Here is a 26,574-nt window from a genome sequence, read left to right on the forward strand (position 1 = left end):
TTTATTGACAGTGGCATTTTTTACGGATTTTTTAGGGAAGGGGGGCAGATTCCGGGTATTTTCCAGCAGCAATTCGTCCATAAAAAATAACAGTAGCTCGTACTATGAGTGGAGGCAGGAGGAAAGTTTATGAGTTTAGAAAAATTATTTCATTTAAAAGAAAATCACACAGATGTGAAAACTGAGATTCTGGCGGGTGTCACCACATTTATGACCATGGCGTACATCCTTGCTGTAAATCCCAACATCCTTTCAGAATCCGGTATGGACCGGGGGGCGGTTTTTACCGCCACGGCTCTGGCGTCCTTTATTGCAACGTGTCTGATGGCTGCGCTGTCCAACTATCCCTTTGTACTGGCTCCCGGCATGGGGCTGAATGCGTACTTTACCTATACGGTTGTTATGGGCATGGGATTTTCCTGGCAGATGGCGCTGAGCGCAGTATTTGTGGAAGGTATTATTTTTATCATACTGTCACTGACCAATGTGCGGGAGGCCATCTTTAATGCCATACCCATGAACCTGAAACACGCGGTGTCCGTAGGAATCGGACTGTTCATTGCGTTCATCGGTCTTCAAAATGCCAAGATCGTTGTGGACTCCTCAACGCTTGTCACTGTGTTTTCCTTTAAGAGTTCCATCAAAAACGGCACCTTCCAGTCAGAGGGCATTACCGTGCTGCTTGCTCTTATCGGTCTTTTGATCACAGCGATCCTGCTTGTAAAGAACATAAAAGGAAATATCCTGTGGGGTATTCTTGGCACATGGGTGCTGGGAATCGTCTGCCAGCTTGCCGGGCTTTATGTACCCAGCCCCGAAGCCGGATTCTACAGCCTGCTGCCGGATTTCTCCAATGGGATATCTATTCCCAGCATTGCACCCACCTTCATGCATATGGATTTCTCAAAAGTATTTACTATGGATTTTGTAATCATTATGTTTGCGTTCCTGTTTGTAGATATGTTTGATACCCTTGGAACCCTCATCGGTGTGGCATCCAAAGCGGATATGCTGGATAAGGACGGCAAACTTCCAAAGATCAAGGGCGCCCTCTTAGCAGACGCGGTTGGTACTGCTGCCGGTGCAGCACTTGGTACCTCCACAACCACCACATTCGTGGAAAGCGCATCCGGCGTGGCAGAAGGCGGACGTACAGGGCTTACAAGCCTGACAGCAGCTCTTTTATTCGGGCTATCCCTGTTCCTGTCACCTATATTTTTGGCGATTCCATCCTTTGCAACCGCACCTGCGCTGATCATCGTTGGATTCCTGATGCTGACATCTATAACAAAAATTGATTTCCAGGATCATACGGAAGCCATCCCGGCATTTATCTGCATTATTGCAATGCCATTCATGTACAGCATTTCCGAGGGTATTTCCTTCGGAGTTATCTCCTACGTGATCATCAATCTGGTTACCGGAAAAGCAAAACAGAAAAAAATCAGTCTACTGATGTATATACTTGCCGTGCTGTTTATATTTAAATATATCATGATATAATTTCAGCGTAACTGTTCAGCACCTTGGCCGCTGCACTTTCGCGTACGGCCGGACTGTGAATGCCCGGAAGGGAAACTGCCGCCATGGTTTCCCTCCCGGGCATTTTTCTGTCAAAGCCTGCTGCGCTGGATATACAGAATAAATTCCGAGCCTTTTCCCGGCGCTGACTTTACCTTAATATATCCGTTCTGCCGTTTCAGGATCTCTCTGGTCAGATAGAGGCCGATACCCACACCATCTGCCTGCCGGACAGACTCTGCCCTGTAAAATCGTCCAAAAATCCTAGGTGTGTCCGCCTCTGAGATCCCTATCCCCTCATCCTTTACACTGACCGCCGCATACAACTCATATTCCATTACGGAAAGCGTTACTTTCCCTCCGGGCTTTGAATACTTCACCGCATTGTCCAGAACATTGTAAAGCGCCTCTTTTGTCCACTTAAAATCAAAATATGCACGGATGTTATCCACACAAGTGTTGACAACCTGAATCTGCTTTTTATCTGCCTTTGGCATCACATCCCCGGCGGTCTCCCGGATCAGCCTCTCCAGGCCCTGTTCCCGGGGCTTGACTGTCAGTATATTACTCTCCAGCCTTGACATCTTTGTCAGAGCCTGGATCAGAAACTCCAGCTTCTCCACCTGCCTGGATATTTCCTCTGCCATTCTGAGTTCCTGTTCCCTGTCCGGTGTGTGCGCCTCCCGGCTGAGCTTTTCTTTCAATAAATCCGTATAGAGCCTGATATTCGCCACAGGGGTCTTTGTCTGGTGGGAAATGTCTGATACCAGGCTTTTCACATTCTCCTTCTCCCGCTCCAGACTCTCCCGGGAAAGCACGGAGGTGCTCAGAAAGCGTTTCCACTTAGTCTCCACCCTGGAAAGCTCTGTCTCATTAAAATCCGATTCCCTGAACTCCCCGGAGATAGCCGCATCCAGCATTTCCTCCACTTTCCTTATTTCCTTACCTCCCCGCATCTCCCTGTTCCCCCGTCTCCTCACGTTTCCAGACGTATCCCTGTCCGTAGACAGTCTGGATATATGTAACCCCTTCCCTCCTGTCTTCCAGCTTGCCCCGCAGCCGGTTCACTGTAACAGAGAGGGCATTTTCATCCACATACTCCGCGCCGTCTGTCCAAAGCCTGTCCACAAGGACCGCCCGGGACAGTACCCTCCCCTCATTTTCCAGGAACAGTCTGAGCAGCCTCTGCTCATTCTTACTGAGGGATATCTCCTGCCCATTCTTCTCAAAAACAAGGCCGCCAAAATCAAAGAGAAAGCCATCCACAAAAAAGCGGTCTGTCTGCCTTTGCTGCCGCCTGCGCAGAAGCACCTGGATCCTGGCCCTGAGAACGGCCAGGCTGAAGGGCTTTGTCATATAATCATCAGCCCCCAGGCTCAGGCCCATCACCTCGTCCATCTCCATATCATTTGCAGTCAGCATCAAAACAGGGGTGTCAGCCTGGCTGCGGACCCATTTCAGATAGTCATACCCACTCCCATCGGGCAGATTGATATCCAGAATGATCAACTCAGGACGCTTCTCCCCATAAACCTGCTTGGCGCCTTTTACACCTGTACATTGTATAAATTCTGTTCCCTGCTCCCCAAGAGCCAGCACAATTCCGTCACTCAGTGCCCTGTCATCCTCTACGATCTGTATCAGCATGATCTAGTCTCCTTTGTTCCCTATTTTAATACACTTTTACATTTTGGACAACAATCAGAAAAAAAGAACGGAACAGGTTTTCCCCGTTCCGCCCTTACTCGAATATTTTAGTAAAATGTCTGATTTCCAATAGTCAGACCGCTTCCGCCACCAGCGTGGAAGAAGAGCCGGTCTCCAATCGTATTTGCTCCTGAGAAGACATCCTGAGCGGCTGCATAACATGCCTCACTTGCTCCCCGTGAGAGCACATTTGACAGTTTGCCCGTCCATGTAGGCTCAAATTGGCCGCTCTGGTAGATGACTTCCGATAATGTATTTGGAAACTCCCCGCTTCTAATGCGGTTCATGATGACAGCTCCGACGCCAACCTTTCCTTCATAAGATTCACCGCCGGCTTCACACTCGATGATAGCTGCCATCAAATCCAGATCTGATGTTGAGACTGATACCTCCTGGGCTGCTGCCTGGGAGCTGTCCGCCTCTGTTTCCTCTGCTGCCTGTCCCTGCTCCGGCTGAACCGCCTCGGCAGACACCTGTGAAGCCTGGGCTGCTGCCTCTGCTGCCGCTGCTTCCGCTTCCGCGTCCACAGTTACGGCCTCTGCAGAGATATCACCTGCTCCATACATAGCTTCATATAAATTTCTGGCTTCGTCACCGGAAACCACCAAATCTTCTCTGATATACCCATTGACTTCCCCGGAAGTCACCTGCAGCCATCCTTCATCATTTCCGACCACAGTTGCCACAGCTCCGGAGGGAAGACGGCCGATACACTGGCTGCTCACATCTGCCCCTTCACGGATATTGGCATATGTAAGAACATTTGCCGCGACCTTGTCGCTCCAACTGCTATCCTGTGCATCTTCAGCCTGTGCATCTTCCTGAACCTCAGTCTCCTGAACTTCACTTTCATCCTGAACATCAGCCTCATCCACTGTCTGTTCTGCTTCCTGTACAACTTCTATATTCTGATCATCTTCCGTAACATCTGCCGCCATCGCCGGAACCGCCATCATAACAGTCATGACACCCGCAGTTCCCATACAGCATAAAATACGTCGCATTCTTTCTTTCATAAAAAAGGGCCTCCTATAAGTCCATTTGTTTTTATTTGTTACAAATTTATTAATTTTTGTTACGGACTTATTGTATCAAGATTACATTTTATTGTCAAGCGGGTAATTTTTGTAACAATTTGTAGATATTTACAGAAAGCCAATCATTTTATGAAGCATTAAGACGATATATCGCTTGTACCAAAAAATAAACAAAACCGCAGCCCGCAAATCACCCCCGTGATTCCGGCTACGGTTTCCCATCCCCATATTCCAATAACACCACAATCCCCAAAACCGTCTCTTCCTGCAGAAACACCCCAAAATCAAACTCAAAAATTCACCCCAAAATGCGCCCTCTCCTCAAACAAACCCCTCCCTATAAAATAATCCACAAAACCAACAACCAGAATCAACCACCCCACCGCCAGCCCCTCTAAAAATGTCTCATCATCCCATCCCCCAGAGCGACCGCCATCCCTATCGCCACCCCAAGCACAAAACAAATCCAAAGAATTCTACCATCCATGAAATCCTCGAACACCCCAAGCCTACAGCCAAAGCCAGGAAGCAGATGGGAGAGCGCCGGGGAGGCCATATGCCTGTGAGAGATGTCTCAGTGGAGCGCCAGGGAGATCAAGATATCCTGCCCCCTCCTCTGTCTAGCCGCCTCATACATCAAAACCCCCGCCGCCATAGCCGCATTCAGCGACTCAACCTCCCCATGCATAGGAATCTTTATCAGACGATCCGCCTCCCCCGTCAACGCATCCGTCAATCCATTCCCTTCATTTCCAATAAAAAACGCTGTCTTCCCCCTGAAATCCTCCTGGTCATAAAACCTCTCCCCCTTCAAATGCGCCGCATACGACCACACCCCCTGCCGCCTAAGTTCCGGCAGGATTTCCGCTATATCCTCCACTGTCAGCACCGGCATACGATATACCGACCCCATAGTAGACCGGATCACCTTAGGATTATACAGATCCACACAATTCTTATTCAATACAACCCCAGTCACTCCCGCGCCTTCCCCTGTACGAAGGATCGTCCCCAGATTCCCGGGGTCCTGCAGATCCTCCAATATCATAAGAAGAGGCGCCCTGCCCTCCCCCTTACTCTCCAGCATAACAGAAAGAGGCGTACTTACCTGTCTGACCAGGCACAGAATCCCCTGGGGCGTCACCGTATCAGACAGAGAACGGAACACCTTATCCTCCACAACCTCGGTCCCGGGACTTCCCGCGCCAAATCCCTTCTCCTCCAAAATCTCCCGGTTATCCCCCGATTTAAGAAAAGATGCGGATACATACACTTTCTCTATCCTCTCTCCCGGAGCCTCCCGGAACATTTTTATCCCTTCCACCACAAAAAGCCCGCTTTCCCGGCGGACTTTTGCTTTCTTCATAAGCTGCTGTATATGCTTCATCTGAGAATTCGACATGCTCGTAATCATATAAAATACCTCAATCCTGATAATTTGACTCACTGATCCGGGACAGAATCTCATTTTTCCCTACAATCCCCAAGGTCTGCCCGCTTCTTAATGGTTCACTTGGATCCATCTCAATGGTGACATTCTCCCCTTCCTTGACAGCTATCACATTGATCCCGTAACGTCCGCGCAGATCCAATTGGATCAGGCTTTTTCCCACCCAGGAGGCAGGCACATGCATCTCCACCATGCTCACCTCATCTGAAAGTTCAAAGAAGTCTTTAAACCTGCCGGATATAAAATTCTTGGCAACACGCACACCGGTATTATATTCCGGAAAAATAACCTCGTCTGCACCGATTTTCTTTAGAATATGCCCGTGAAGCATACCGTTGGCCTTGACAAGAACATAGGACACTCCGGCCTCCTTTGCGTAAAGAGTGGCTATAATACTGGCCTCCATGTGGTCAGAAATACCGATGACCGCCACATCCACATTGGAAAAATCCAGGGATTCCATCACGCCCGGCTCTGTCACATCCGCGCACAGGGGATAGGATGCATAAGGGGCGATTGCCTGTATCCTCTCATTGTCCCCATCCACCGCAAGAACCTCATACCCGGCCTTCGCAAGTGTCTCTGCCACCGCATAGCCGAATTTTCCCAGACCTATGACTGCAAATGTTTTTTTCTTCATATCTTCATTCTCCTAGCCGATAAAAATTTTCTGGTCCGGCAGATGCATACCCGAAGGTTTCTTCTCGCCATGCATGGTAAGCGCTGCAGCCAGAGTTGTGGGGCCGATACGCCCGATATACATGGTCAGTATAATGATCAGCTTGCCCGCCGCAGGAAGCAGTGGGGTAAGACCCCTTGTCAGTCCCACCGTGGCTCCCGCTGAAGTCACTTCATACATAATATTGATCAGTGACGCGCCCTCCGCCATGCCCTCCGTGGCAATCGCCAGGCCGATCGTGGATGTCAGCACAACGCCCAGTCCCAGCATGACCACCACCCAGGCTGTCCTGATATTCGTCTCCGGTATTCTTCTGTTGAATACCTCTGTATCCTCCTTGCCTTTGAAGAAAGATGAACCGGTGAGAAGCAGCGCCGCAATTGTTGTCGTCTTCACACCTCCGGCTGTTCCAAGCGGGGAACCGCCTATGAACATGAGGATCATACAGACCATAGCTGATGCCTCCTGGAGATTTTCCTGGGGGATGGTAAAGAATCCCGCGGTCCTGCAGGTCACGGACTGGAAAACCGCGGCCATACATTTCTCCCAGAAAGGCATAGTTCCCAGTGTCCCCTGATTTCTGTACTCCAGGATCAGGATCAGGATAGCACCCCCAAAGATCAGAATACACGTAGCTGTAAGCACAATCTTAGTATTCAGTTCCAGAGCCCTTAATGCCTGGCGAAATCCCATCTCCCGGCGATACAGACGCTTTGCGCATTTTATCAGATCCCACCAGACCAGATAGCCGATACCGCCCAGCACGATAAGAGCCATTGTGGTGAGGTTTACCAGCGGGCTGCCTGTATAATTTGCAAGGCTGTTGTCACCGATGATATCCATACCTGCGTTACAGAAGGCAGATACCGCATTGAACAGTGAGATCTGCATTCCTCTTCGGATCCCAAACTCGGGAACGAACTGAAAGGCATACAAAATCATCCCTACAGCCTCCACCAGCAGGGTCCCCAATACAATCTTCCGCACAAGGGCGATCAGCCCTTTCAAGGTATCCAGGTTATATGATTCCTGGATCAGTCTCCGGTTACGGATACTCACGCGTTTCCCCATCGCCAGAACCACCAGGGTCCCGCAGGTTATGACGCCAAAGCCTCCAAGCTGGATCAGGAGAAGGATGACCGCATGTCCCAACCCAGACCATGCCGCATATGTGGACTCTGTCACAAGCCCGGTCACGCAGATGGAAGTTGTGGACGTAAAAAGGGCATCAATGAACTTAATCTGATGCCCTGGTGCCCATGCGATGGGAAGGGAGAGCAGTAATGCTCCCAGCAGGATAATGCCTGCAAATCCCAGCGCGATGATTTGTGCAGTTTTAAATTTTGTCTTTTTAACATGCATTTTTCTCATATACACACCTTACCTCTGCCCTTAGATCCAGGCAGAAAATAATTTGGCAGCTGTTCAGCAGGCCCGCGCATTTACCGCGCTGACCGTATGAAGGTCCTCTTCTTAAGATCCCTCACAGTTACCATCATTTATACATTCTTGCTGTAGTTGTGTGACAGAGAATAGCTGATTTCATACTGATAATCCGGAATGGTTTTCTTCATGGCCAGTGCTTCGTTTATGTCAAAGTCCACATATTCACCATTCTTGTATCCGATCACTCTCTTAGTCTTGCCTTCCAGCAGGACATCCACCGCTTTTGCTCCCATAATAGAGGCATATACACGGTCCTTACATGTGGGGCTTCCGCCTCGCTGCATATGTCCCAGGATGGTGGCTCTTGTCTCAATGCCTGTTGCGGCTTCGATACGCTTTGCCATAGCTTCTGAGTGGCCGATGCCCTCAGCATTGATGATAATATGATGCTTTTTACCTTTTTTACGGTTATCAATAATATTATTTATGATCTGCTGCTCATCGTAATCATATTTTTCCGGAAGGAGAACATCCTCCGCACCGTTGGCAATACCGCACCACAGTGCCAGATATCCGGCATTCCTTCCCATAACTTCAATGATGCTGACACGCTCATGGGAGGTTGAGGTATCACGTACCTTGTCAATGGCTTCCATGGCAGTGTTCACAGCAGTGTCAAAACCAATCGTATACTCTGTACATGCTATATCCAAATCTATGGTTCCCGGTACGCCTACCGCGTTGATCCCCAGGTTGGCCAGCTTCTGTGCACCGGCAAAGGAACCGTCACCACCGATGACTACAAGACCATCAATACCGTGCTTTTTACACACTTCAGCACCGCGTCTCTGTCCTTCCTCCGTACGGAATTCTGCACAGCGTGCCGTATAGAGAATCGTACCGCCCCTCTGGATGGTATCGGAAACGTCAACGGCTGTCAAATCAATTATCTCTTCATTCAGTAATCCGTTATATCCTTTTAAAACACCTTTCATGTTAATGCCACGGCTCAGGCCTCGTCTTACAACTGCACGGATGGCAGCATTCATTCCCGGGGCATCCCCGCCGCTGGTTAAAACACCGATTGTCTTGATCTCTTTATTCGCAGCCATTTTTCTCCTCCATTACTGTAAATTCATCTGTTCCCTCTTGACCTCTGAGCGCAGCTGTTCAAACATATGAACAGCTATGGGTATCCACCCATTGAAATCGCTTCGCGATGGGGCGAATACCTGCTGCCGCCAGTCCTATGCACGATCAGCGCAGTAAATGCGCAGCTCTGACTGAATAATTATCTCTAATCTTCCTTATTTTAATGCATTTTGGTAAGTTTTTCAATACTCTTTTCCACAACTTTTACGTTGTCAGACCCGTACTTTTCGTACAGTTTGCCAAGAAGTTCACCATTTATCTTTACATTTCTGGACGGGCCAAGGCGTTTCACTGCTTTGGGAGAACGGATATATACCACCACAGAGTCCCTTCCATCTGAGTCATTCAGAAGCCGGTAAAAGTCTTCCTCCTTTGACAGGAACTCCTCTTTTGTGGAAAACTGCACCCATAATTCACTGGGCACATCATCGAAAGAACGTATATTTTCACAGATCAATTTGCTGGCCTTCTCATCCTCTGCAGATACCCTTCCCTGGATAAATACTTTGTCGTCCACTTCCATGAGCTGGGCGTTCTTCTCATAGTCCCTGGGAAATACCACGATCTCCACAGTTCCCACCAAATCCTCCACTGTAAGGAACGCCATGACCTTGTTGGTCTTTGTGTATTTAATGGTTTTTCCTGTTATCATGCCGCCCACGGTGACTTTGGAATCATCTATGACCCTGGGCATTCCCGTCTCCTCATCCGGCAGAAAATCCGTGGTGACTGCCGTAATGTTGTTTCTCCATCTCTGTTCATATTCTTCCAGAGGATGACCGCTGATATACACACCCAGCACTTCTTTTTCAAATGCCAGCTTCGCTTCCTTTGGATACTCCTCCACATCCGGCATACGGATCTCGTAAGCTTCCTTCTCCTCCTCGGAGACCAGGTCAAACAGGCTCATCTGCCCTGTCATGGCAGTCTTTTTCTCCTGGTTCACAGCATCCAATATCTGCACATACACCATCATCTTCTGGCGCCGGTTGCCGGGGATCCCGTCAAATGCCCCTGCCTTGATAAAATTCTCTATGGTCCGCTTATTGATATCCCGCCCGGACATACGCTCTATGAAATCCCGGAGCGTCTTGAATCCACCGCGCAGGTTCCTCTCCTCCACAAGCCCTTCAATGACAGGCCTGCCAATGCTCTTGATGGCTGAAAGCCCATACCGTATGGAACCTCCGTCCACGGAGAAGGAGCTCTCTCCCTTGTTGATGTCAGGAGGAAGGATCGCGATCCCCATCCTTCTGCTGGAAAGAATATATTCGGATACCTTGGATGGATTGTCAATGACAGACGTCATGAGGGCCGCCATGAATTCCACCGGATAATAATATTTTAAAAACGCAGTCTGGTAGGCCACTACCGCATAGGCCGCAGCATGGGATTTGTTGAACGCGTACTTGGCAAAATCTATCATTTCATCGAAGATCTTGTTAGCCACTTTCTCACTGATCCCCTTGTTGATACAGCCCGGAACGCCCTCCTCATCATTGCCGTAGACGAAATTCTGCCGTTCTTTTTCCATGACAGACGTTTTCTTCTTACTCATGGCACGGCGCACCATATCACTTCTGCCCAAAGTATATCCGCCCAGGTTCCGAACGATCTGCATAACCTGCTCCTGGTATACAATACAGCCATAGGTGGCGTCCAGTATGGGCTCCAGTTCCGGGCAGTCATAAGTGATGCTGTCCGGGTTGTTCTTGCCCCTGATATACTGTGGGATAAAATCCATGGGACCCGGGCGGTAGAGGGAAATTCCGGCAATGACATCCTCCAGGCTGCCCGGTTTCAGCTCCTTCATGAAGCTTGTCATCCCGCCGCTCTCAAGCTGGAACACGCCTTCCGTCTTGCCTGCCCCCAGCATGGCGTACACTTTCTTGTCATCATAGTCAATATGGTCCATATCCAGAACCACACCCTTGTCCCGCTCCACCAGTTTTGCTGCATTCTGGATAACCGTCAGGGTACGCAGGCCGAGGAAGTCCATCTTCAAAAGCCCCAGCTCCTCCAGGGTAGTCATGGTAAACTGTGTCACCAGAGACCCGTCCGATGCCCTGGACAGCGGCACATATTCCACAACAGGCTTCTGGCTGATAACCACACCCGCTGCGTGCATGGAGGTATGCCTCGGCAGACCCTCCAGTCTTCTGCTCATGTCTATAAGCTTTTTCACCGTCTCGTCCGCCTCGTAGAGGCCTCTGAGCTCCGGATTCATTTTCATGGCCTTTTCAATGGTGATATTCAGTTCTGTGGGGATCATCTTGGCAATAGAATCACACTGGGCATAGGGAAGGTCCATGACCCGGCCCACATCACGGATGACACCTCTGGCAGCCATGGTACCGAAGGTGACGATCTGCACCACCCGGTCCTTGCCGTACTTCTCCACCACATAGTCAATGACCTCCTGCCTCCGCTCGAAACAGAAATCCACGTCGATATCAGGCATGGATACACGTTCCGGGTTCAGGAAACGCTCAAAGAGCAGATTGTATTTGATGGGGTCCAGTTTTGTGATCCCAAGAGTGTAGGATACAAGACTTCCCGCGGCGGAACCACGTCCCGGTCCCACAATAATGTCATGGTCCCTGGCATACCGGATAAAATCCCACACGATCAGGAAATAATCCACATACCCCATGTTTTTGATAACATTCAGCTCATAGTTCAGGCGTTCTTCCAATTCCTCCATATCCCCGCTGTAACGCGCGGCAAGGCCGTCAAAGCAGAGCTTATTCAGATACTCCCAGGCATTGTATCCCTCCGGCACATGGAATTTCGGCAGCTTCGTCACGCCGAATTCAATTTCCACATTACATCGCTTGGCAATCTTGTGGGTGTTTTCCAGGGCTTGGGGGGCATAAGGAAACAGAGCCGCCATTTCTTCTACGGATTTTACATAGTATTGGCCGCCCTCATAGCGCATTCTGTCCTCATCCGCAAGCCTCTTGCCGGTCTGCACGCACAGCAGAATATCATGGGCTTCCGCGTCTGTGCTGTAGGTGTAATGGATATCATTGGTTGCCACCAGCTCTATCCCGGTCTCCCTGCTCATACGCACAAGCTGCTGATTGACCCTTTGCTGTTCCGGTATTCCATGATCCTGCAGCTCCAGAAAAAAATTCCCTTTTCCGAAAATCTCTTCATAGTGCAGAGCTGCCTTTTTTGACTCCTCATAAAAACCTTTTGTTATATTTCTTGCAACTTCTCCTGCAAGACATGCACTTAATGCAATAATTCCTTCATGATATTTTTCCAGGATCTCCAGATCCACACGTGGTTTGTAATAAAATCCATCTACGAATCCGGCGGATACAATTTTAATGAGATTCTGGTAGCCCTCCTGGTTTTCAGCCAAAAGTACCAGATGATAGTAACGGTCCTCTTCTTTGCCAATCTCCTTGTCAAACCGGGAACCGGGCGCCACATAGACCTCACATCCCAGAATGGGCTTGATCCCTGCAGCTTTTGCCGCCCTATAAAAATCTATGCAGCCAAACATGACACCGTGGTCCGTTATGGCTGCACTATCCATTCCCAGTTCTTTTACTCTGGCTACATATTCATTTATTTTATTAGAACCGTCCAACAGGCTGTACTCTGTATGTACATGTAAATGGGTAAACTCCACTGTTATTCTCCTCTGTTTTACTGTTCCTGTATGGTGTCTAACCGTAACTATGCAGTATTTACATGGTCACGTCTATTCTTCTTTACTTTTTACTTTCCGAAGCAGCACGTTATACCACCTGTTATTGTGGCCTTCCCCGCGGGCATCGCTGGTTTTCCAAATATCCAGCACTTTGATGTTCGGTATGGAATCCAGAAGGTTGTCCAGAGAGTCCCTGCTGTAGTCATAATAATACCGTCCGTTGTATCTGCCGTTCCTGTCGCCTTTGCGCACAGAAAAATACAGGATCCCGTCATCCTTCAGTGCATTCAGAATTTTCTGCATCATGTCCTGGATCTTGTCCGGCGGAAAATGGCCCAAAACGGCGCACGCCCAGATGCCATGGAACACATCGTCAAACTCCATGTCCTCCACGCACAGATGCAGGATATCCCTGCCCGTATGGATCTCAGCCAGTTCACACATTCTGGCGGAGCCGTCCATTGCGGTTACGCTGAATCCCTCGTCTTCGAGAAACAAGGTGTCTCTTCCCGAACCACAGCCCAAATCAAGAACTTCAGCATTTTCAGGCAGCAGGTCCATAAAGCGCTCCAACTGCTCCTCCATGCTCAGATCCACAGTTTCTTCATAATAAGGTACCGCGTATCGGTCATAATAATCTATCGAGTCCACTTATTTTCCTCCTTCTGGACAAGTATAAAATAAAGAATTTGATAAGTAACTATGTGAGTGTATTATAGTTACTTTGATAAATTGATTTACGGTACAAGTATATCATACCTTTTCCTATTCGTGAAGCATCTAACGTATATAAATTTTATGGTTTTTCAGTTGGATTTTCTCTTCTTTCAGCAAATGCCCCACTGCGCGTTTGAACGCGTTCTTGCTCAGACCGAATTCCCGCTGGATGATCTCCGGGGAGGCCTTGTCATCAAAAGGCAGTACCCCTTCAAAATCCTGAATGATCTCATATACACTCTGGGCATCCTCATGGAGCTGGATGTGGGCCTTCTGCTTGGCACTGAGATTCAGCTTTCCATCCTCCCGCACCAGTGTCACGCGGAGTGTCAGCTCCTCACCCACCTTGTAACTGCCCTGGGCCTCCTGCTTTGGGATCAGGCCGGAATACTGCCCGTCCACAGCCACAAACACACCGAAATTATCACTCTGCTCATACACCACACCGGTAACGGTATCCCCTACAATATAGGGAGATTTGGTTTTCAGGTAATGGTATACCTTCATGGTTGCGCACAGACGGCTGCTCTTGTCAATGTAGAGGGATACCAGAACTTCCTCCCCCTCATGGACCTTCTTTGTCTGTTCTTTATATGGAAGGAACAGGTCCTTTTCCAGTCCCCAGGAAAGGAATGCACCGATTTTTGTCACCTGGGCAACCTTCAGAAATCCCACCTGATCCATCATAAGTTCAGGCGTCCTTGTGGTGGCGATCAGCCGGTCCGAGGAATCCTTATAGAGAAACACCTCCATCTGATCCCCTTCTTTGGTACCCTCCGGCACCTCTTTGCCCGGAAGCAGCACGCGGTCCATCTCCCCGGCATCCTGCCTGTCTCCCAGATATACACCGAAATCCACGGTCTTCACAACAACCAGTTTCTGTTTTTTACCTAATTCCATTCTCTTTTCTCCTTTAATTCCACAACCGCATAGGGTCCGCCGTTCTCACTGCAGAGAGCCACGGTGCATAATCCCTGTTCACGCTTCACTTTTGGTACTATCATATTGCCAAGCACTGCCTGTCCCTTATATTCTGCCCGCATCTGGTGAACGCAGAAATCAGCCGGCACATATTCTTCCGCCATTGCCACATACTGTCCGTTATTCACATGGTGGTTGGTGTCAAGATGATGGGGGCGCACCGGGAAGCTTTCATATTCCACAGTATCATCCGGCATCCTGATCTTTCTGGGCGCATATTCCATCGGATACTTTTCTTCCAGTGTATAGGCTGCGATCTGCTGTTCTGACACATTCACAGGCATACCTGTCTCCAGGTCCAGATAAGTCCAGAGAGAGTTGGCGTATGCCACAGTGGCACCGCGCTCGTCCTCCATAGTAAAATTCCTGCTGCCCAGAAAACGTTTAAACGCGTAAGGCCAGGTAGTTATCTTAATTCTCTCGCAGAGTTTAGGGTACCGCTCCACTATGATCTGCCAGGAGGACAGCACCCATACCCGGTTCTTCTCCTGCAGATGATCAATCCCCACACCCGCATGTTCCGAATGAAAGGTACTGCAGTCCTGGAAATAATTGATAACGGAATTCAGGGTCAGATTCCTATCCTCCCCAATCTCACTGTAGCGCACATAACTTTCAAAAGAATATTTCATTTTTGCCTCCCAGGTACAAAAAACCTGTACCAGATCATTTTCCTGTATACCAAAATATCCCAGACATTTTTGTCTGGGATATTGATTCTTAGCTGGGCTACAAGGATTCGAACCTTGAAATGACGGAGTCAGAGTCCGTTGCCTTACCATTTGGCGATAGCCCATTGTTTTACAACAAAATGAATTATAAGGTATATCTCAAAAAAAATCAAGCCCTTTTTTTATTTTTTTTTAAAAAATTTAATTTATATATGATAATGTGCTTATATACCACAAATAATTATGGATGGCAAGAAGCAGAACGTCTAAATCAGGATATTCTTCTCCTGCTCCATTATCCGTTCCACAATTTCCTGTTTGTAATTCCGGGTAACCGGAATAGAGTCTCCGCTCTTTAAAAGCAATTCATCTTTATCTAAATAATCCACATACGCCAGATTCACAATAAACCCCCTGTGAGTCCTTACAAATGTGTCATTCTTAATTTTTTCTTCCACATTTTTTAAACTGTCAAAAAAAACAATCTCTTTCTTATCCCTGCATGTTACCCGGACCATATGGTGCTCCACACTCAAATACAAGATTTGTTCTAATGGAATCCGCTGCTTTTTTCCATTGCTGGTAAACTTCAGAGAGTTCTTCTTACTTTTCATAACCGTCTGAAAACATTTTTTCATCACCGCTTCAATCTTTTTATGAGTAACCTCGTTTTCTATAAAATAATAAAAAGGATTCACCTCATAAGATGTAATAATATCCTCTGTCCAGCTCCCCAGGAATATAATCCGGGCCTGGCAGTCATCTTTACGGAATTCCCTGGCGATTTCAATTCCTTTTGTATTCTCAAATTCCCATCCAATTACAACAATATCTAAATTCTGTGTCCAGTCCTCTTTACAAAAAACCGCTTCCTTTCCGTTTTCATACAGCAGTAATTTCGTGTGATATCCATACTTGTGCGCTATATACCGAATCAGGCTTTCGTAAACCTGCAGCAGATAAAAAGAAGCGTTGCATAATAAAATATATAGTGTCTCATCCTCCGTAATTAATCCTGAATCTAAGATGCCGCCCATGGTCACGTTATCCTTTCCGCTTCTATATTTGGCAGTCTTTATATTCAGCTATCCGGATTTCTCCGGAGGATTTTCCTCTTAACCGCCATACAGTTTTTCCCGGTTAAGGGAACCCTATCCCCGGAATACATTTCCAGTTCATTTCTCAATATATTTTTCACATACTTCAAATTAACAATAAAAGACCTGCTGGTTCTCAAAAATCCTTTGTCTTTAAGCTTTTCCTCTATCATTTCCATATTTGCTGTAAATTCAAACACTTCTTTTTGCATATGGATGATAATATTCCTTCCATAGACCTCCATAAACTGAATATCATCCAGCTGGATCCTCTTGATCACACTGCCCTTTTTGCACAAGATTCCCTCTTGAAACTTTTCCTTTTTATAGTTTACAGCCTGGAGAAAAACCTCTTCCAGTTTTTCCTGGTATTCGCATTTCATCAAATAAAAAAATGGAAAGGTGTCATACGCGTCCACCGCAAATTCCCTGCTGGCGGTCAGATAAATAATCTCCCCTTTATATCCCTTTTCTCTCAGCGTCCTGGATGTCTCCACGCCGTTTATACTGTCCATGACAATATCCATAAAAATAATATCTATGCCGCCTTCCGTAACCATGTCAAAATATTCTATTATCTGCTCCCCGCTGTTAAATATTTTAATATAGATATCAAAATCATATTTTTCTGCGGTTTTCTTCAAACATTTTTCGTATATTCCCATAATTACGGTATTATCATCGCATAAACAAATGTTTACCATAATAGCACTCCCTGTTCCTTTGAAACCTTTAAACAGCCTGACCCATAATATCACAGAGCAGTATCTGCATCATGAATCTTCCGTTTTCTGCAGTCAGCTCCATGATGCCGTCATATCTGTGTACTGTTTTTTCTATATTTTTCAGGCCAAATCCATGATAATCTTTTCTTTTTTTCGTAGTTTCCAATCCACGGCCGTTTGCGTCCAGAGTACCCTGCATGGCATTTTCAATTTTTATCTTCAGCAGGCTTCCCTCACAGCTTGCCGCTATGTGGATAAACCGCTCTCCCTCTTCCACCTTTTCACATGCTTCGATGGCGTTGTCCAGGGCGTTTCCAAAAATGGCGCACCAATCAGCCGGCCGGATATTCAGTTCTTTTTTCAATTTCAGATCCATGGTCAGCCGGATATTTTTTTCTTCCGCTATCTGGGCTTTTTCGGTTATGAGGGCATCCAAAATGTAGTTTTCCGTATGGAGAATCTTCTCCTTATGGTAAACCCGTTTGGAGATTTCCTCCAGGTATTCCTTGGCCTCTTCCGTCTGCCCGTCTTCCAGCAGATTGCCCAGGCATAATAAATGGTTTTTTATATCATGCTGATATGCCCGGATTTCCTGATTCATGCTGATAACAGACTTATAGTGCTTTACCTGGTTTTCCATCTCATGCTGCAGCAGCCGCTTTTCTGTTTCCAGTATCTCTCTTTCCATTTCCGCATTCCGCCTTGCTGCCTCGTCCCGTTTTCTCAATTGTTCCACCATCCTCTTAAATGAATCTGAAAACTCTCCCAGGTATTGGATCTGGATATCAATGTTTCCCCTGGCCACCTGCTTGGTCTGCCATGCGATATGGCTCAGCTTGGACTGGAGATCCTTCAGGGGGCCAAGGAGGGGATTTTGTCTTTCCATTTGCCTGTCCAGCACCCCATCGGACATCTCACATATATATTGATACATGTCTAATACTGCCTTCCCTAAAAACAGCAGTGATTCGGAAAATTCTCTGTACTGCGGATCTAGCTGCTCCGGATCCAGATAAGCTGCGGGATGGTTATAAAGAACATCATTTACATATTTCTCCATCTGTTCTATATTTTTATCCATAAATGCTACCTGTTTTACTAACCTTAATTGCCGCCTTCCACAGCCTCAAATCTGCAGACACGGTCGCCCTTTGCCCAGCAGTCAATTTCTGTTACTGTATAGGAGTTTCCGGTGTATTTTTCCAGAATCCCCTTGAGAAACCCCTCATCATAATTACAGATTGCCATCCCCAGTATGGGAAATCCGGAACAGTCCACATCTTCACTGATGGTAAATACCGCTTTATGCATTTCATCATCAAAGGATTCCATTCTCAAAATACCTATTTTAAGATCAGAAAGCGTTTTTTGCAGGCGGATCAGAAAAGAATCCATATCCAAGGACAAATCCAGCACCTTTTCAGCAAATTCCATACCTGCCTTTTTTCCGCATTCCCTTAGTATCTGGATCATTTTTTCCGCTCCAAACTGCCGCTCCAGCGTGTCTCTCATACTATACATAAATAAACGGTAAACAAACACGGGCATCTCAGGCCCCAGGTTCTTCCTCCCCGTCTGCACATCCCCCATGATGTGGATAGAATACATTGAGGGCCTCTCACTTGTATATTTTTTCATTTCTGCCAACTCTTTTCTTAAACTATAGAAACTCTGGAGAAAAAATCAGACTTTTTTCTTCAACTAAAATACATAAAAATAACAGGCCATAGATAGGCCAGAATCTTTGTGGAAATTATCCACGGTCAGTCATTAGAAAACCCTGGAATCTTTTCATTACAAGGCTTTTCCCAATAATATTCTTGTCGGTTCTCGGTTCGTTACCCTTTACTATATTTGTAACTTTATCACATGTGAGGAAAAAAGTCTACCAATTTCGCCAAAAACAAACGATTTATAATTTTTTTTGACCCGCCCATTTAAAAAATGTCTTATGATCCACATGCAGTCTCCTTGCCGCTTCTCTTCCGCTGATTCTGTTTTCCGACCATTCCTTACAGACCTTGATAAAGTCTGTTGGCAGCTCTTTGCTTGGCCGTCCGAACTGTACCCCCTTCACCTTGGCGGCTATAATCCCTTCTCTTTGCCGCTGACGAATGTTCTCTCTCTCGATTTGTGCTACATATGATAAGATCTGCAGTACAAGATCCGCTATAAAGATGCCGGTAATATCATTTTCCTTTACCCTTGTATCTAGCAGTGGAAAATCTATCACCACAATATCTGCCTTCATTTCCTTGGTCAGCTTCCGCCATTGGCAAATGATCTCATCGTAATCCCTCCCAAGGCGGTCAATAGATTTCACATACAATACATCTCCGGCTTTTAATTTTTTAATGAGCTTTTTATATTGTGGACGGTTAAAATCTTTACCCGACTGCTTATCTTCATATATATGGCTTGGCATAATACCTTCTTTTTCCATAGCAGCCATTTGGCGGTCTGTATGCTGGTCTTTTGTGGATACGCGCACATATCCATACTTTTGTGTCTTCATGTTCTTGCCTCCTATGAAATTTTCATAACATATTATGCCATGAAACCATCCTAAAATACTCTTTCATATTGGACAAAAATAAGCAGAAAGAATTGTGCAATTTTACAATTCTTTCTGCTAAATACTTTCATTCCCACTGGGGCAATGTCCAGCGTATGGACTCTTCATAATGATTTTTTTTCTCTGTTTTTTCAAAATTGCCGTTGTAAAAAACCTCCAGGGTATCCGGGGCTGCCTGCTTATCTTTGGCCAACAAAATGAAATAAAAGGTCTGGGTCTCACCCTTTCCCAATTCCTTAACCAAATCACTTTCCTCTGTATTAGAAAAGAGCAGCCTTCCTTCATATTCTGCGGAATCCAGAAATCCCCGCACCGTAATGTGGTCCGTATCCAGGTTTTTTGCGCTTTTATTTTCTGCCTTACCCGTTACCACAAAGTATGTATACCCCTTTTTTTCCTCATAATAATTATAATATCCGTTTGGTTTCTCAGGCTTTACTTCTTTCCGCTTCTCTGCTTTATCTATGGAAAAAGTAACCCCATTCATATCCATTTTCACATCAGGACCTATATCTGCTTCCTGGTCCGCTGTGATCTCCGCCCCACAGCCGCCTAAGGCTATAAGCAGGAATAAAAACAACCCCATAACTTTTTTCATTTCCCTATTTCACCTCTAAGACTGCTTCAACGGCTCCCCCGTTAAATAATTTTTCCGGATCTTTTAAATCGGCCGTATCCACCTTGACAACGATTGGATACTTCCCTTTTTCTAATTTTTCCTGGACTTCAAAGCTTGTCACAGCTGTACCAGGCTTTATCAGACCTGTCTTATACAGCTCCTTGCCGCTGTCCTTCAGGATAATGTGATACTTGAAGAGACATTCATTTCCCTCAGGATTCAGAAGGGCTATATCCACCTTTTGTGTGGCGTAGTTCATTACCAGGGTGTCGAATCCAGGCAGCATAATGGATTCCGGATCTGTATTCTTGATTCCCCCGGGCATTTGGTAAGCGATGGCATTTTTATCAAGAGACGGTCCCCTGTCCCACAGGGCTGCAGTGATCCCCCCGGCCAATACAACAAGGAGAAGTCCTATGGCAATGGAAATCTTAAGGGGCGACTTTTTCCGGACACGCACATACCCTTCCTTACCAGTTGGAGCCATAGCCATCATATAGCCTGACACTTGGTCAAAAAAAGACAGCTTGCTGCGATACAGACGTATCCTCATAGTCCTTTTTTCCTCCCCTTGCTGCATACTGATAAGCCGCGGCGCGCTTTCGTCAACTTGCCCTGTTACATCACCAAAAATAATGCTCTCTTTATCCATCTCCTTTTCCAGAAATGTTTTCTGGGGTATGTACGGCCAAATACTGCCGTCCCGGGCCTTTAGTTTCTTTTGCGTCTCTTCCACCTTTATATACCGATATTCCATAAGTATCTCCTTTATCTTATTTTGTTACTTTTAGCTTTGCGTCAATATTCCCGGCATTGTATTCTATATCCTGATCCTTAATATCCCGTGTTTCAATGCCTACCTGGATGGGATACTCCCCGGCTTCAAAGGTCCGGCTGATGTCAAACTCTACCACAGCCTTCCCCGGAGGAATCAGGCCGGAGCTATATAGTGTCTCGCCGGTATCTGTAAGCTTGACGGTGTATTTGAAGTAGCATCCGTTCCCGTCCGGATTCACAAGGGCTGCTTTAATATGGGTTTCTTTTTCTTTTACCTTCAGCACACTCACTCCGGGAAGAAGAATGGATTCGCTGTCTGTATTCTTAACCCCTTCAATATGATAGGAAACCGCTGTTTTATCCAGCCCCGGTACTTTATCCCTGTCGGCAAACCATATGCCCCCGATAAAGATAATGCTGCACACCAGAAGGGCGAGAATCAGGAACAGCAATTTGTACCAGGCATTGCCAATGATACGGATAAAGCCTTCTTCCCCTTCCTCATCCGCCGCAGGAATATACCCTGTCACCAGCTTCAGCCAGGGCAGTTTTTTCTTATAGGGGTAAAGGCTGGCCCTCCCCCCCTCAGCCTCAAGGATATTTGTCCCTTCGGGACTGTCCTTTTTTCCCATGTCGGAGAATATCTTGAACCCTCCGTTTGGAAACATTTGATGTAATTCTTTATCGCTGATATACTTCCATAAAACTCCCCTGTGATCTTTGTACTCATGTGACGCAGAAAGCATAGGGCGTACTTTATAATTGATAGGTCATTCCTCCTCTGCCCAAATTCAAAAGGGAGCCAGTCGCATGAAACGACTGACTCCATAACGTTCTGTGAATTTTAAACCATAGGCCTAAGACTAGTTGGTGCTATTATCTGTGAATGTGAAGCTGACAGTCCCTGAGAAATCACCATCCGCATTTGTAGTTGTTAAGTATGCATAACCTGCGTTATCAGCAGCATCCTTGCTTAAGTCTACTATTTTTTTGTTTCCAGCAGTCAGATCCGCCTTCGTACTGTCTGTCAAATGCATAACCGCATCTCCAGTTGCATTCTGGCCGCGAGTCAGGGCGAGACCAGTGGTGGAATCATAGGGTGCAGCAGTAGTTCCGGCAGTTACTGATACCGTCCTGGTTCCTGAGTAAGGATTCGTTGGATCCGCTTTGTCTGTGATTGCAAACTTCAGGGACTGGCCTTTTTCCTTAGCATTATTGAAGTCTGTTAAGGTAACTGACTTTGGAAAGGACATTACCCAGTCAGCATCATCTGAGGATGCGGAATTCGCCGAATAAGTAATATTTGTGGTTCCGTCTGCTGTTGCTGCTGCGAGAACTGGTACTGCAGTTGTGCTAATCACGGCGCCTAAAGCTACTAAGCCCAAAATTCTTGTTTTTTTCATAATAATATTCTCCTTTTTGTTATAAATATAATCAACATCAGCATACTTACCGATGCAGTTACCAATAATAGTAAGAGTTCTGTCAAAGTGATGTCCCCTGTCTTGGGGCTGATTACCTTTGTTCCGTTCCCCTTTGGAAACTCCTTTATGGGAGGTCTCTTGTCCGCTGTATATCTTACTGTTATTTGTCCCGTCCCGGTAGTGGTGTCCTTACTCCCGCCGGCGCTCCCTTCAGCAAAAACAGGAGTGCCGAGACATGTGATCATCAGAGCGATTAGGACGACTTTTAACATTTTCTTCATCAGCCTCCACCTCCCGTTGCCGCGGCTGAGATATAGAAGAGCGTACTTTCATCCGCTGGTTGGTCACCTGGTTTTTTGTAGAATTTCCCCTGGTAGATCTCATTGCCCTTTTGTGATTTTGTATTAAACCAGATCGACTTACTCTCATCAGGGTTTGAACCAAATGTACCGACTTGCGCATATTTACTGCCTGCCACTGTGGGCGTTAATTTGTTGCCCTGCACATCATATGTGAAAACTTCAATCTGCTTTGTTGTATCGCTAGTTAAAGCAAGTTTAAATGAGGTCAATACCTTTACATCTACCAGCTTGTCACTGCCATTCACAGATTGATAGGAAACCGTCACCTTTGCACCCGCATAGTCGCCTTTTGCTAAATTAGTATTATTCTCAGTTAATACAATATTCTTAGGTATGGAAATATAGGAATCCGGTGAGATATCCCTCCACACAGCCGTTAAACGTATACTCTTATTATTCCCATCCGTACCGGATGCGAATTGATAAGCAGAGTCACCTGCACGAATCTCTTTATCAGGATTTAAATCCCACTGGCCGGTGTCAGCATTAAGCTCTTCCACTTGCCAATAATCCAATACCTTCCCCACCGGAGACTGCGCCACTGTAGGGAATTGAATCGTTGCCTGGTTGCTTCCGTCATAAGTCTTATAGATGGTATCATCCTTGACAGGGATATTATTAAACGGATGAGCGCTGTTCTCCGGATCTTGATAAATAACCTCCAATCCCCGGTCATACTTTACGGACGCAATCTCCTTACCGTCTAAGTCTTGGGTTATCTGATGTTTGGAAGTTGTCTGGTCCTTATTATAGTAATAAGTATAAGGATCTGGACTATTCTCCTTCTTAAAGGTTTCACCAAAACTGCTGAACATAATATTGGAATTTTCAATTATGCTTACGCTTTTGCTTGCAACCGCTGTATTAGTGTCATATGTAAGAGTCCCCGCGTTAACATCCTGCAGATACTTATTTATATAACATGTTAAAGTTTTGCCTTGGCTGGTTGTACCGTCCGAATATACCAAATTAATCTTAATCTTTAAATTTGCAGAAAACATTAGAAGATTTAAGCGTTTCTGCTCTGCCTCATTTAACCTTCCATTCTGCGTCCAGGAATCTAACAATACAGCCGCATCCCGCCGGAAATAATTAGATAGATTAATGGAGTCACCGGGTTTGAAGTACACTGTATTATCTAAAGATTTTGCCAATGTCAAGTTATAACCCTCAGGTAATAAGGTATTATCCGGTGCCGTGATCGTACCGGTAAACCCAACAAAGGTTTTATTTGCTATCTCAGGAGCTTTAAAATCCCTATTGAATATTACTTTATCATTCTCCAGCAGATCAAAGGCTGCCCCGTTGGTTCCAACACCTCCGCTGACTATATGGTTATCCGTACCGCCGGCATATTGTGTATTATTTGTCACGTCAACTTTAATCTTCTGCGTCTTCACATCAAGGGCGCGCATATCATGACTGCCGGTCAAGGAGGTAACAGGCATGTACAGAACATATTGAAAAGAACTAACCTCTTTTCGGTTCTGATTTACATTAAACCAGGAATACTTTCCCAGTTGAAGATCCGCATTATGGCCGTCCGCCTTATTCTTTAGTTCAATCGGCATATTCGTCATGACTAGATTATCGGACTCCGGCTGATCAGCAGTCGGTTTTCCATAACTTTCTACTGTGGGTATCGTATATCCCCATTTTGGTGTGATACCGAATTTGAAAAATGCCGCCGAATCCGCTGCCCAAGGCACTTTACTTTCACCCAAATTCCTGTTATAGATAGCAAGTTTATCTAAAAACGTAGTGCCGCCTTTAATAATATTGCTGGTAATCCCTCCATTATCACCGCCCTGTTCCGCAGAACCAGTATCTAAAAAATAAGAATCGGAACCTAGCGCATTAGATTCATTTGAAATATCATACAGTCCACGGAAGTAGTGAGGCCCCTGTACACTGCCTGCGCCCTGTGTTCTTAGGTAAAAGCTGTTTTTCATATTTGTTATTTTCACATATGCTTCATACTGAGGATACCTATCACCACTATAGACAGGTGCATCATAACCTATAGTATAATTATCCCACATGGTCTTCTTAACTGTAATCTCAATCTGCGCACCATTACCTACCGAATATGTCAGTGTTTTCTCTGGAAATTCATCCGGCTTCTTCGGATCAACTATCCAGCTGGCATCCCATATCTTAAATGATTCAACAATCGGTGTACCTGTGCTAAAATCTTCACCATTTGGAAAATAGCACAAATTCAATGTTGGAGACGGCCACATAAAATATGCCGCTGCTCCGGTCTTTATACGAAAAAAAAGGTACTGAAAATTTAATTCTGTATCCTTTTGAAATTCCCCGCCCGAAATCGTTTTTGTTACTCCGTCCATCATTATAGTTTTTGAAGGAGTTCCCGGAACAACCTTAACCTGCATCTGACTGTCGGCTGGAAGGGTCTCATCGGCCACCTTCCGCCAACTCCATCCCCCATACCAGGGATCTCCCTTTTTATAATTCCCAGATGCATCTATTTTTCTCCACCACCCCTTACCTTTTTCTCTGTTCTGGAACGCAGGGTTTCCATCAAATAATCCATAAGTGAGAGTACCTGTGTCCTCATCTCCCACGACCGTCATAGTTACATCCTGGGCCGGATAATCGAAAGCATAAGTGATGCTTCTATTCTCAAAATTTTCATCCACGTTTATATTTGGAGCCGGATCCTTAAAATTAAATTTAATCCCAACTGCCTCTGCACCAACCGGCGGATCCTTCACGTAATACCCTATAGGATAGGTCAGTTCTACTTTTACCGGCGAATGAGAATTTGCACTCCACTTGCCACCAACGTCTTCTATACCGCTGATAATTCTTACTTTAAACTCCGGATTTTCATTTGCCTTGTTATTGTCAACCGTTATATCATATTTCTTGGTATTGAGGGCGAATATAAAAGCCACCTCTGCACCAGCCGGCACCTCATATGCGATGTCGATATCCTGGGCCGGTGCATCATCCTCTCCTGCCACCGAATAATAATAAATCCCCTCATATTCATCGTAATAATTGATAGGATATGATGAGACGGACGCCCCATTCAGAATCTTAATTTCCGCCCGCAGGAACTTATATGGATACCCATCCCAATTCTGATCTTCAATACCTGTAATCTCTCCACCGGCAAAGGAATACTTCTCCTGCCGGGGAGTGATTTCTCCCTCAATATACATAGGGACCGGAATAGCGGCATCTGCTTCTCCCTCTTTTGACTTCAGTTCCCGGATTGTCATTTGACGAGGGGGATCACTTGTATCGGCTGCCGGAATATCTTCAGCTTCCCCAGCCGTTTGAGTAGTATCCTCCCCCTGTGATTCTTCTGCCGTTATATTATCCTGAGGCTGTTCTGCTGCTGTCCCATCCTGAGGCTGTCCTGCTGCTGTCTCATCCTGAGGTTTTCCTGCTGCTGTCTCATCCTGAGGCGGTTCTGCTGCTGTCTCATCCTGAGGCTGTCCTGCTGCTGTCTCATCCTGAGGCTGTCCTGCTGCTGTCTCATCCTGAGGCGGTTCTGCTGCTGTCTCATCCTGAGGCGGTTCTGCTGCTGTCTCATCCTGAAGTTGTTCTGCTGCTGTCTCATCCTGAGGCGGTTCTGCCGCTGTCTCATCCTGAGGTTGTTCTGCCGCTGTCTCATCCTGAGGTTGTTCTGCCGCTGTCTCATCCTGAGGTTGTTCTGCCGCTGTCTCATCCTGGGATGCTTCTGTTAATGTATTTCCCTGAGGTTCTTCTATATCCGTCCCGTTCCCAGATGACGGCTCTACCGTTTCCTCCCCGCTTATGGTCTGTTCTCGCGCTTCTTGTTTTACTGTAGGTTCAGACAGGGTTTCCTCCTGTGCATGTACCGTCCAATAACCTGTTGGATCTGTCAGAATCAATATAATGCCCAAAAACAACGCCAGGATCCTAAACATATTTTTCTTTTTAGGCGCATTCATCGTACTCAATTCTCCTTTCCCAAAAGTTATTTTATCAAAACTCCCCTTTGTTCATACTGTACTGTCTCCCATCGAAACCT

At 46.3% G+C, this 26,574-nt stretch carries 23 protein-coding genes and 1 tRNA gene; 1 reads left to right on the top strand and 23 read right to left on the bottom strand.

What is annotated here, in order from left to right; translation table 11 throughout:
- Positions 1-129 precede the first annotated feature (129 nt).
- Positions 130-1,503, top strand: a complete 1,374-nt coding sequence (locus A4V09_RS19365) for an NCS2 family permease (protein WP_065543766.1) — start codon at positions 130-132, stop codon at positions 1,501-1,503.
- Positions 1,504-1,613: 110 nt separating this feature from the next.
- On the opposite strand, the gene A4V09_RS19370 is transcribed toward A4V09_RS19365, so the two are convergent.
- The 23 genes from A4V09_RS19370 to A4V09_RS19485 form a co-directional block, all read right to left on the bottom strand.
- Positions 1,614-2,477 (bottom strand): sensor histidine kinase, encoded by an 864-nt coding sequence (locus A4V09_RS19370; RefSeq protein ID WP_065543767.1) that lies wholly within the window; start codon positions 2,475-2,477, stop codon positions 1,614-1,616.
- A complete protein-coding gene (locus tag A4V09_RS19375) occupies positions 2,464-3,168 on the bottom strand; it encodes a response regulator transcription factor (protein WP_065543768.1) in 705 nt (234 codons plus the stop codon). The genes A4V09_RS19370 and A4V09_RS19375 overlap by 14 nt, the downstream gene beginning before the upstream one ends.
- Positions 3,169-3,275: 107 nt before the next feature.
- Positions 3,276-4,244 carry a cell wall hydrolase gene (locus A4V09_RS19380; protein WP_065543769.1) on the bottom strand — a complete coding sequence of 323 codons (969 nt, stop codon included), beginning with the start codon at positions 4,242-4,244 and terminating at the stop codon, positions 3,276-3,278.
- Between the two features lie 595 nt (positions 4,245-4,839).
- Complete coding sequence (locus A4V09_RS19390) at positions 4,840-5,679, bottom strand: TrmH family RNA methyltransferase (protein ID WP_065543771.1); 840 nt, start codon at positions 5,677-5,679, stop codon at positions 4,840-4,842.
- Positions 5,680-5,689: 10 nt separating this feature from the next.
- Positions 5,690-6,355, bottom strand: coding sequence for a potassium channel family protein (locus A4V09_RS19395; protein WP_065543772.1), 666 nt, complete (start codon positions 6,353-6,355; stop codon positions 5,690-5,692).
- Between the two features lie 12 nt (positions 6,356-6,367).
- Positions 6,368-7,765: a TrkH family potassium uptake protein gene (locus tag A4V09_RS19400; protein ID WP_065543773.1), complete on the bottom strand. Its 1,398-nt coding sequence runs from the start codon at positions 7,763-7,765 to the stop codon at positions 6,368-6,370.
- Positions 7,766-7,893: 128 nt separating this feature from the next.
- Positions 7,894-8,892: a 6-phosphofructokinase gene (gene pfkA / locus A4V09_RS19405; protein ID WP_065543774.1), complete on the bottom strand. Its 999-nt coding sequence runs from the start codon at positions 8,890-8,892 to the stop codon at positions 7,894-7,896.
- Positions 8,893-9,092: 200 nt separating this feature from the next.
- Positions 9,093-12,575, bottom strand: a complete 3,483-nt coding sequence (locus A4V09_RS19410; RefSeq protein WP_065543775.1) for a DNA polymerase III subunit alpha — start codon at positions 12,573-12,575, stop codon at positions 9,093-9,095.
- A gap of 72 nt (positions 12,576-12,647) precedes the next feature.
- Complete coding sequence (locus tag A4V09_RS19415) at positions 12,648-13,247, bottom strand: class I SAM-dependent DNA methyltransferase (RefSeq protein ID WP_065543776.1); 600 nt, start codon at positions 13,245-13,247, stop codon at positions 12,648-12,650.
- A gap of 129 nt (positions 13,248-13,376) precedes the next feature.
- Positions 13,377-14,213, bottom strand: coding sequence for a CvfB family protein (locus A4V09_RS19420; protein ID WP_065543777.1), 837 nt, complete (start codon positions 14,211-14,213; stop codon positions 13,377-13,379).
- On the bottom strand, positions 14,204-14,926 hold the full coding sequence (locus A4V09_RS19425; RefSeq protein WP_065543778.1) for an acyl-[acyl-carrier-protein] thioesterase: 723 nt from the start codon (positions 14,924-14,926) through the stop codon (positions 14,204-14,206). Before A4V09_RS19425 ends, A4V09_RS19420 begins: the two co-directional genes overlap by 10 nt.
- Before the next feature lie 92 nt (positions 14,927-15,018).
- A tRNA-Gln gene (locus A4V09_RS19430) sits at positions 15,019-15,090 on the bottom strand.
- Positions 15,091-15,231: 141 nt separating this feature from the next.
- Positions 15,232-16,002, bottom strand: coding sequence for a LytR/AlgR family response regulator transcription factor (locus A4V09_RS19435; RefSeq protein WP_065543779.1), 771 nt, complete (start codon positions 16,000-16,002; stop codon positions 15,232-15,234).
- A 44-nt stretch (positions 16,003-16,046) separates the two neighbouring features.
- Positions 16,047-16,766 (bottom strand): LytR/AlgR family response regulator transcription factor, encoded by a 720-nt coding sequence (locus A4V09_RS19440; RefSeq protein ID WP_065543780.1) that lies wholly within the window; start codon positions 16,764-16,766, stop codon positions 16,047-16,049.
- Between the two features lie 28 nt (positions 16,767-16,794).
- A complete protein-coding gene (locus tag A4V09_RS19445; protein WP_065543781.1) occupies positions 16,795-17,868 on the bottom strand; it encodes a sensor histidine kinase in 1,074 nt (357 codons plus the stop codon).
- 23 nt (positions 17,869-17,891) lie between these two features.
- Positions 17,892-18,425, bottom strand: coding sequence for a V4R domain-containing protein (locus A4V09_RS19450; RefSeq protein ID WP_065543782.1), 534 nt, complete (start codon positions 18,423-18,425; stop codon positions 17,892-17,894).
- Between the two features lie 274 nt (positions 18,426-18,699).
- Positions 18,700-19,302 carry a recombinase family protein gene (locus A4V09_RS19455; RefSeq protein ID WP_065543783.1) on the bottom strand — a complete coding sequence of 201 codons (603 nt, stop codon included), beginning with the start codon at positions 19,300-19,302 and terminating at the stop codon, positions 18,700-18,702.
- A 127-nt stretch (positions 19,303-19,429) separates the two neighbouring features.
- Positions 19,430-19,960, bottom strand: coding sequence for a hypothetical protein (locus A4V09_RS19460; RefSeq protein WP_065543784.1), 531 nt, complete (start codon positions 19,958-19,960; stop codon positions 19,430-19,432).
- 4 nt (positions 19,961-19,964) lie between these two features.
- Entirely contained in the window at positions 19,965-20,738 is a 774-nt protein-coding gene (locus A4V09_RS19465) for a hypothetical protein (RefSeq protein WP_065543785.1), read from the bottom strand.
- Positions 20,739-20,754: 16 nt separating this feature from the next.
- Complete coding sequence (locus tag A4V09_RS19470) at positions 20,755-21,390, bottom strand: hypothetical protein (RefSeq protein ID WP_157123534.1); 636 nt, start codon at positions 21,388-21,390, stop codon at positions 20,755-20,757.
- Positions 21,391-21,621: 231 nt separating this feature from the next.
- On the bottom strand, positions 21,622-22,161 hold the full coding sequence (locus tag A4V09_RS19475) for a hypothetical protein (RefSeq protein WP_065543787.1): 540 nt from the start codon (positions 22,159-22,161) through the stop codon (positions 21,622-21,624).
- Positions 22,158-22,463, bottom strand: coding sequence for a hypothetical protein (locus A4V09_RS19480; RefSeq protein ID WP_065543788.1), 306 nt, complete (start codon positions 22,461-22,463; stop codon positions 22,158-22,160). The genes A4V09_RS19475 and A4V09_RS19480 overlap by 4 nt, the downstream gene beginning before the upstream one ends.
- Positions 22,463-26,494 (bottom strand): ICP22 family protein, encoded by a 4,032-nt coding sequence (locus A4V09_RS19485; protein WP_065543789.1) that lies wholly within the window; start codon positions 26,492-26,494, stop codon positions 22,463-22,465. The genes A4V09_RS19480 and A4V09_RS19485 overlap by 1 nt, the downstream gene beginning before the upstream one ends.
- Positions 26,495-26,574: the final 80 nt, after the last annotated feature.

This window comes from Blautia pseudococcoides (assembly GCF_001689125.2).
Taxonomy (GTDB): Bacteria; Bacillota; Clostridia; order Lachnospirales; family Lachnospiraceae; genus Blautia; species Blautia pseudococcoides.

Bases quoted from the DNA above. Each gene is read 5' to 3' on its own strand.
- A4V09_RS19365 (WP_065543766.1), top strand. From the start codon at position 130: ATGAGTTTAGAAAAATTATTTCATTTAAAAGAAAATCACACAGATGTG.
- A4V09_RS19370 (WP_065543767.1), bottom strand. From the start codon at position 2,477: ATGCGGGGAGGTAAGGAAATAAGGAAAGTGGAGGAAATGCTGGATGCG.
- A4V09_RS19375 (WP_065543768.1), bottom strand. From the start codon at position 3,168: ATGCTGATACAGATCGTAGAGGATGACAGGGCACTGAGTGACGGAATT.
- A4V09_RS19380 (WP_065543769.1), bottom strand. From the start codon at position 4,244: ATGAAAGAAAGAATGCGACGTATTTTATGCTGTATGGGAACTGCGGGT.
- A4V09_RS19390 (WP_065543771.1), bottom strand. From the start codon at position 5,679: ATGATTACGAGCATGTCGAATTCTCAGATGAAGCATATACAGCAGCTT.
- A4V09_RS19395 (WP_065543772.1), bottom strand. From the start codon at position 6,355: ATGAAGAAAAAAACATTTGCAGTCATAGGTCTGGGAAAATTCGGCTAT.
- A4V09_RS19400 (WP_065543773.1), bottom strand. From the start codon at position 7,765: ATGAGAAAAATGCATGTTAAAAAGACAAAATTTAAAACTGCACAAATC.
- pfkA (WP_065543774.1), bottom strand. From the start codon at position 8,892: ATGGCTGCGAATAAAGAGATCAAGACAATCGGTGTTTTAACCAGCGGC.
- A4V09_RS19420 (WP_065543777.1), bottom strand. From the start codon at position 14,213: ATGGAATTAGGTAAAAAACAGAAACTGGTTGTTGTGAAGACCGTGGAT.
- A4V09_RS19425 (WP_065543778.1), bottom strand. From the start codon at position 14,926: ATGAAATATTCTTTTGAAAGTTATGTGCGCTACAGTGAGATTGGGGAG.
- A4V09_RS19435 (WP_065543779.1), bottom strand. From the start codon at position 16,002: ATGGGCGGCATCTTAGATTCAGGATTAATTACGGAGGATGAGACACTA.
- A4V09_RS19440 (WP_065543780.1), bottom strand. From the start codon at position 16,766: ATGGTAAACATTTGTTTATGCGATGATAATACCGTAATTATGGGAATA.
- A4V09_RS19445 (WP_065543781.1), bottom strand. From the start codon at position 17,868: ATGGATAAAAATATAGAACAGATGGAGAAATATGTAAATGATGTTCTT.
- A4V09_RS19450 (WP_065543782.1), bottom strand. From the start codon at position 18,425: ATGAAAAAATATACAAGTGAGAGGCCCTCAATGTATTCTATCCACATC.
- A4V09_RS19455 (WP_065543783.1), bottom strand. From the start codon at position 19,302: ATGAAGACACAAAAGTATGGATATGTGCGCGTATCCACAAAAGACCAG.
- A4V09_RS19460 (WP_065543784.1), bottom strand. From the start codon at position 19,960: ATGAAAAAAGTTATGGGGTTGTTTTTATTCCTGCTTATAGCCTTAGGC.
- A4V09_RS19465 (WP_065543785.1), bottom strand. From the start codon at position 20,738: ATGGAATATCGGTATATAAAGGTGGAAGAGACGCAAAAGAAACTAAAG.
- A4V09_RS19470 (WP_157123534.1), bottom strand. From the start codon at position 21,390: ATGGGAAAAAAGGACAGTCCCGAAGGGACAAATATCCTTGAGGCTGAG.
- A4V09_RS19475 (WP_065543787.1), bottom strand. From the start codon at position 22,161: ATGAAAAAAACAAGAATTTTGGGCTTAGTAGCTTTAGGCGCCGTGATT.
- A4V09_RS19480 (WP_065543788.1), bottom strand. From the start codon at position 22,463: ATGAAGAAAATGTTAAAAGTCGTCCTAATCGCTCTGATGATCACATGT.
- A4V09_RS19485 (WP_065543789.1), bottom strand. From the start codon at position 26,494: ATGAATGCGCCTAAAAAGAAAAATATGTTTAGGATCCTGGCGTTGTTT.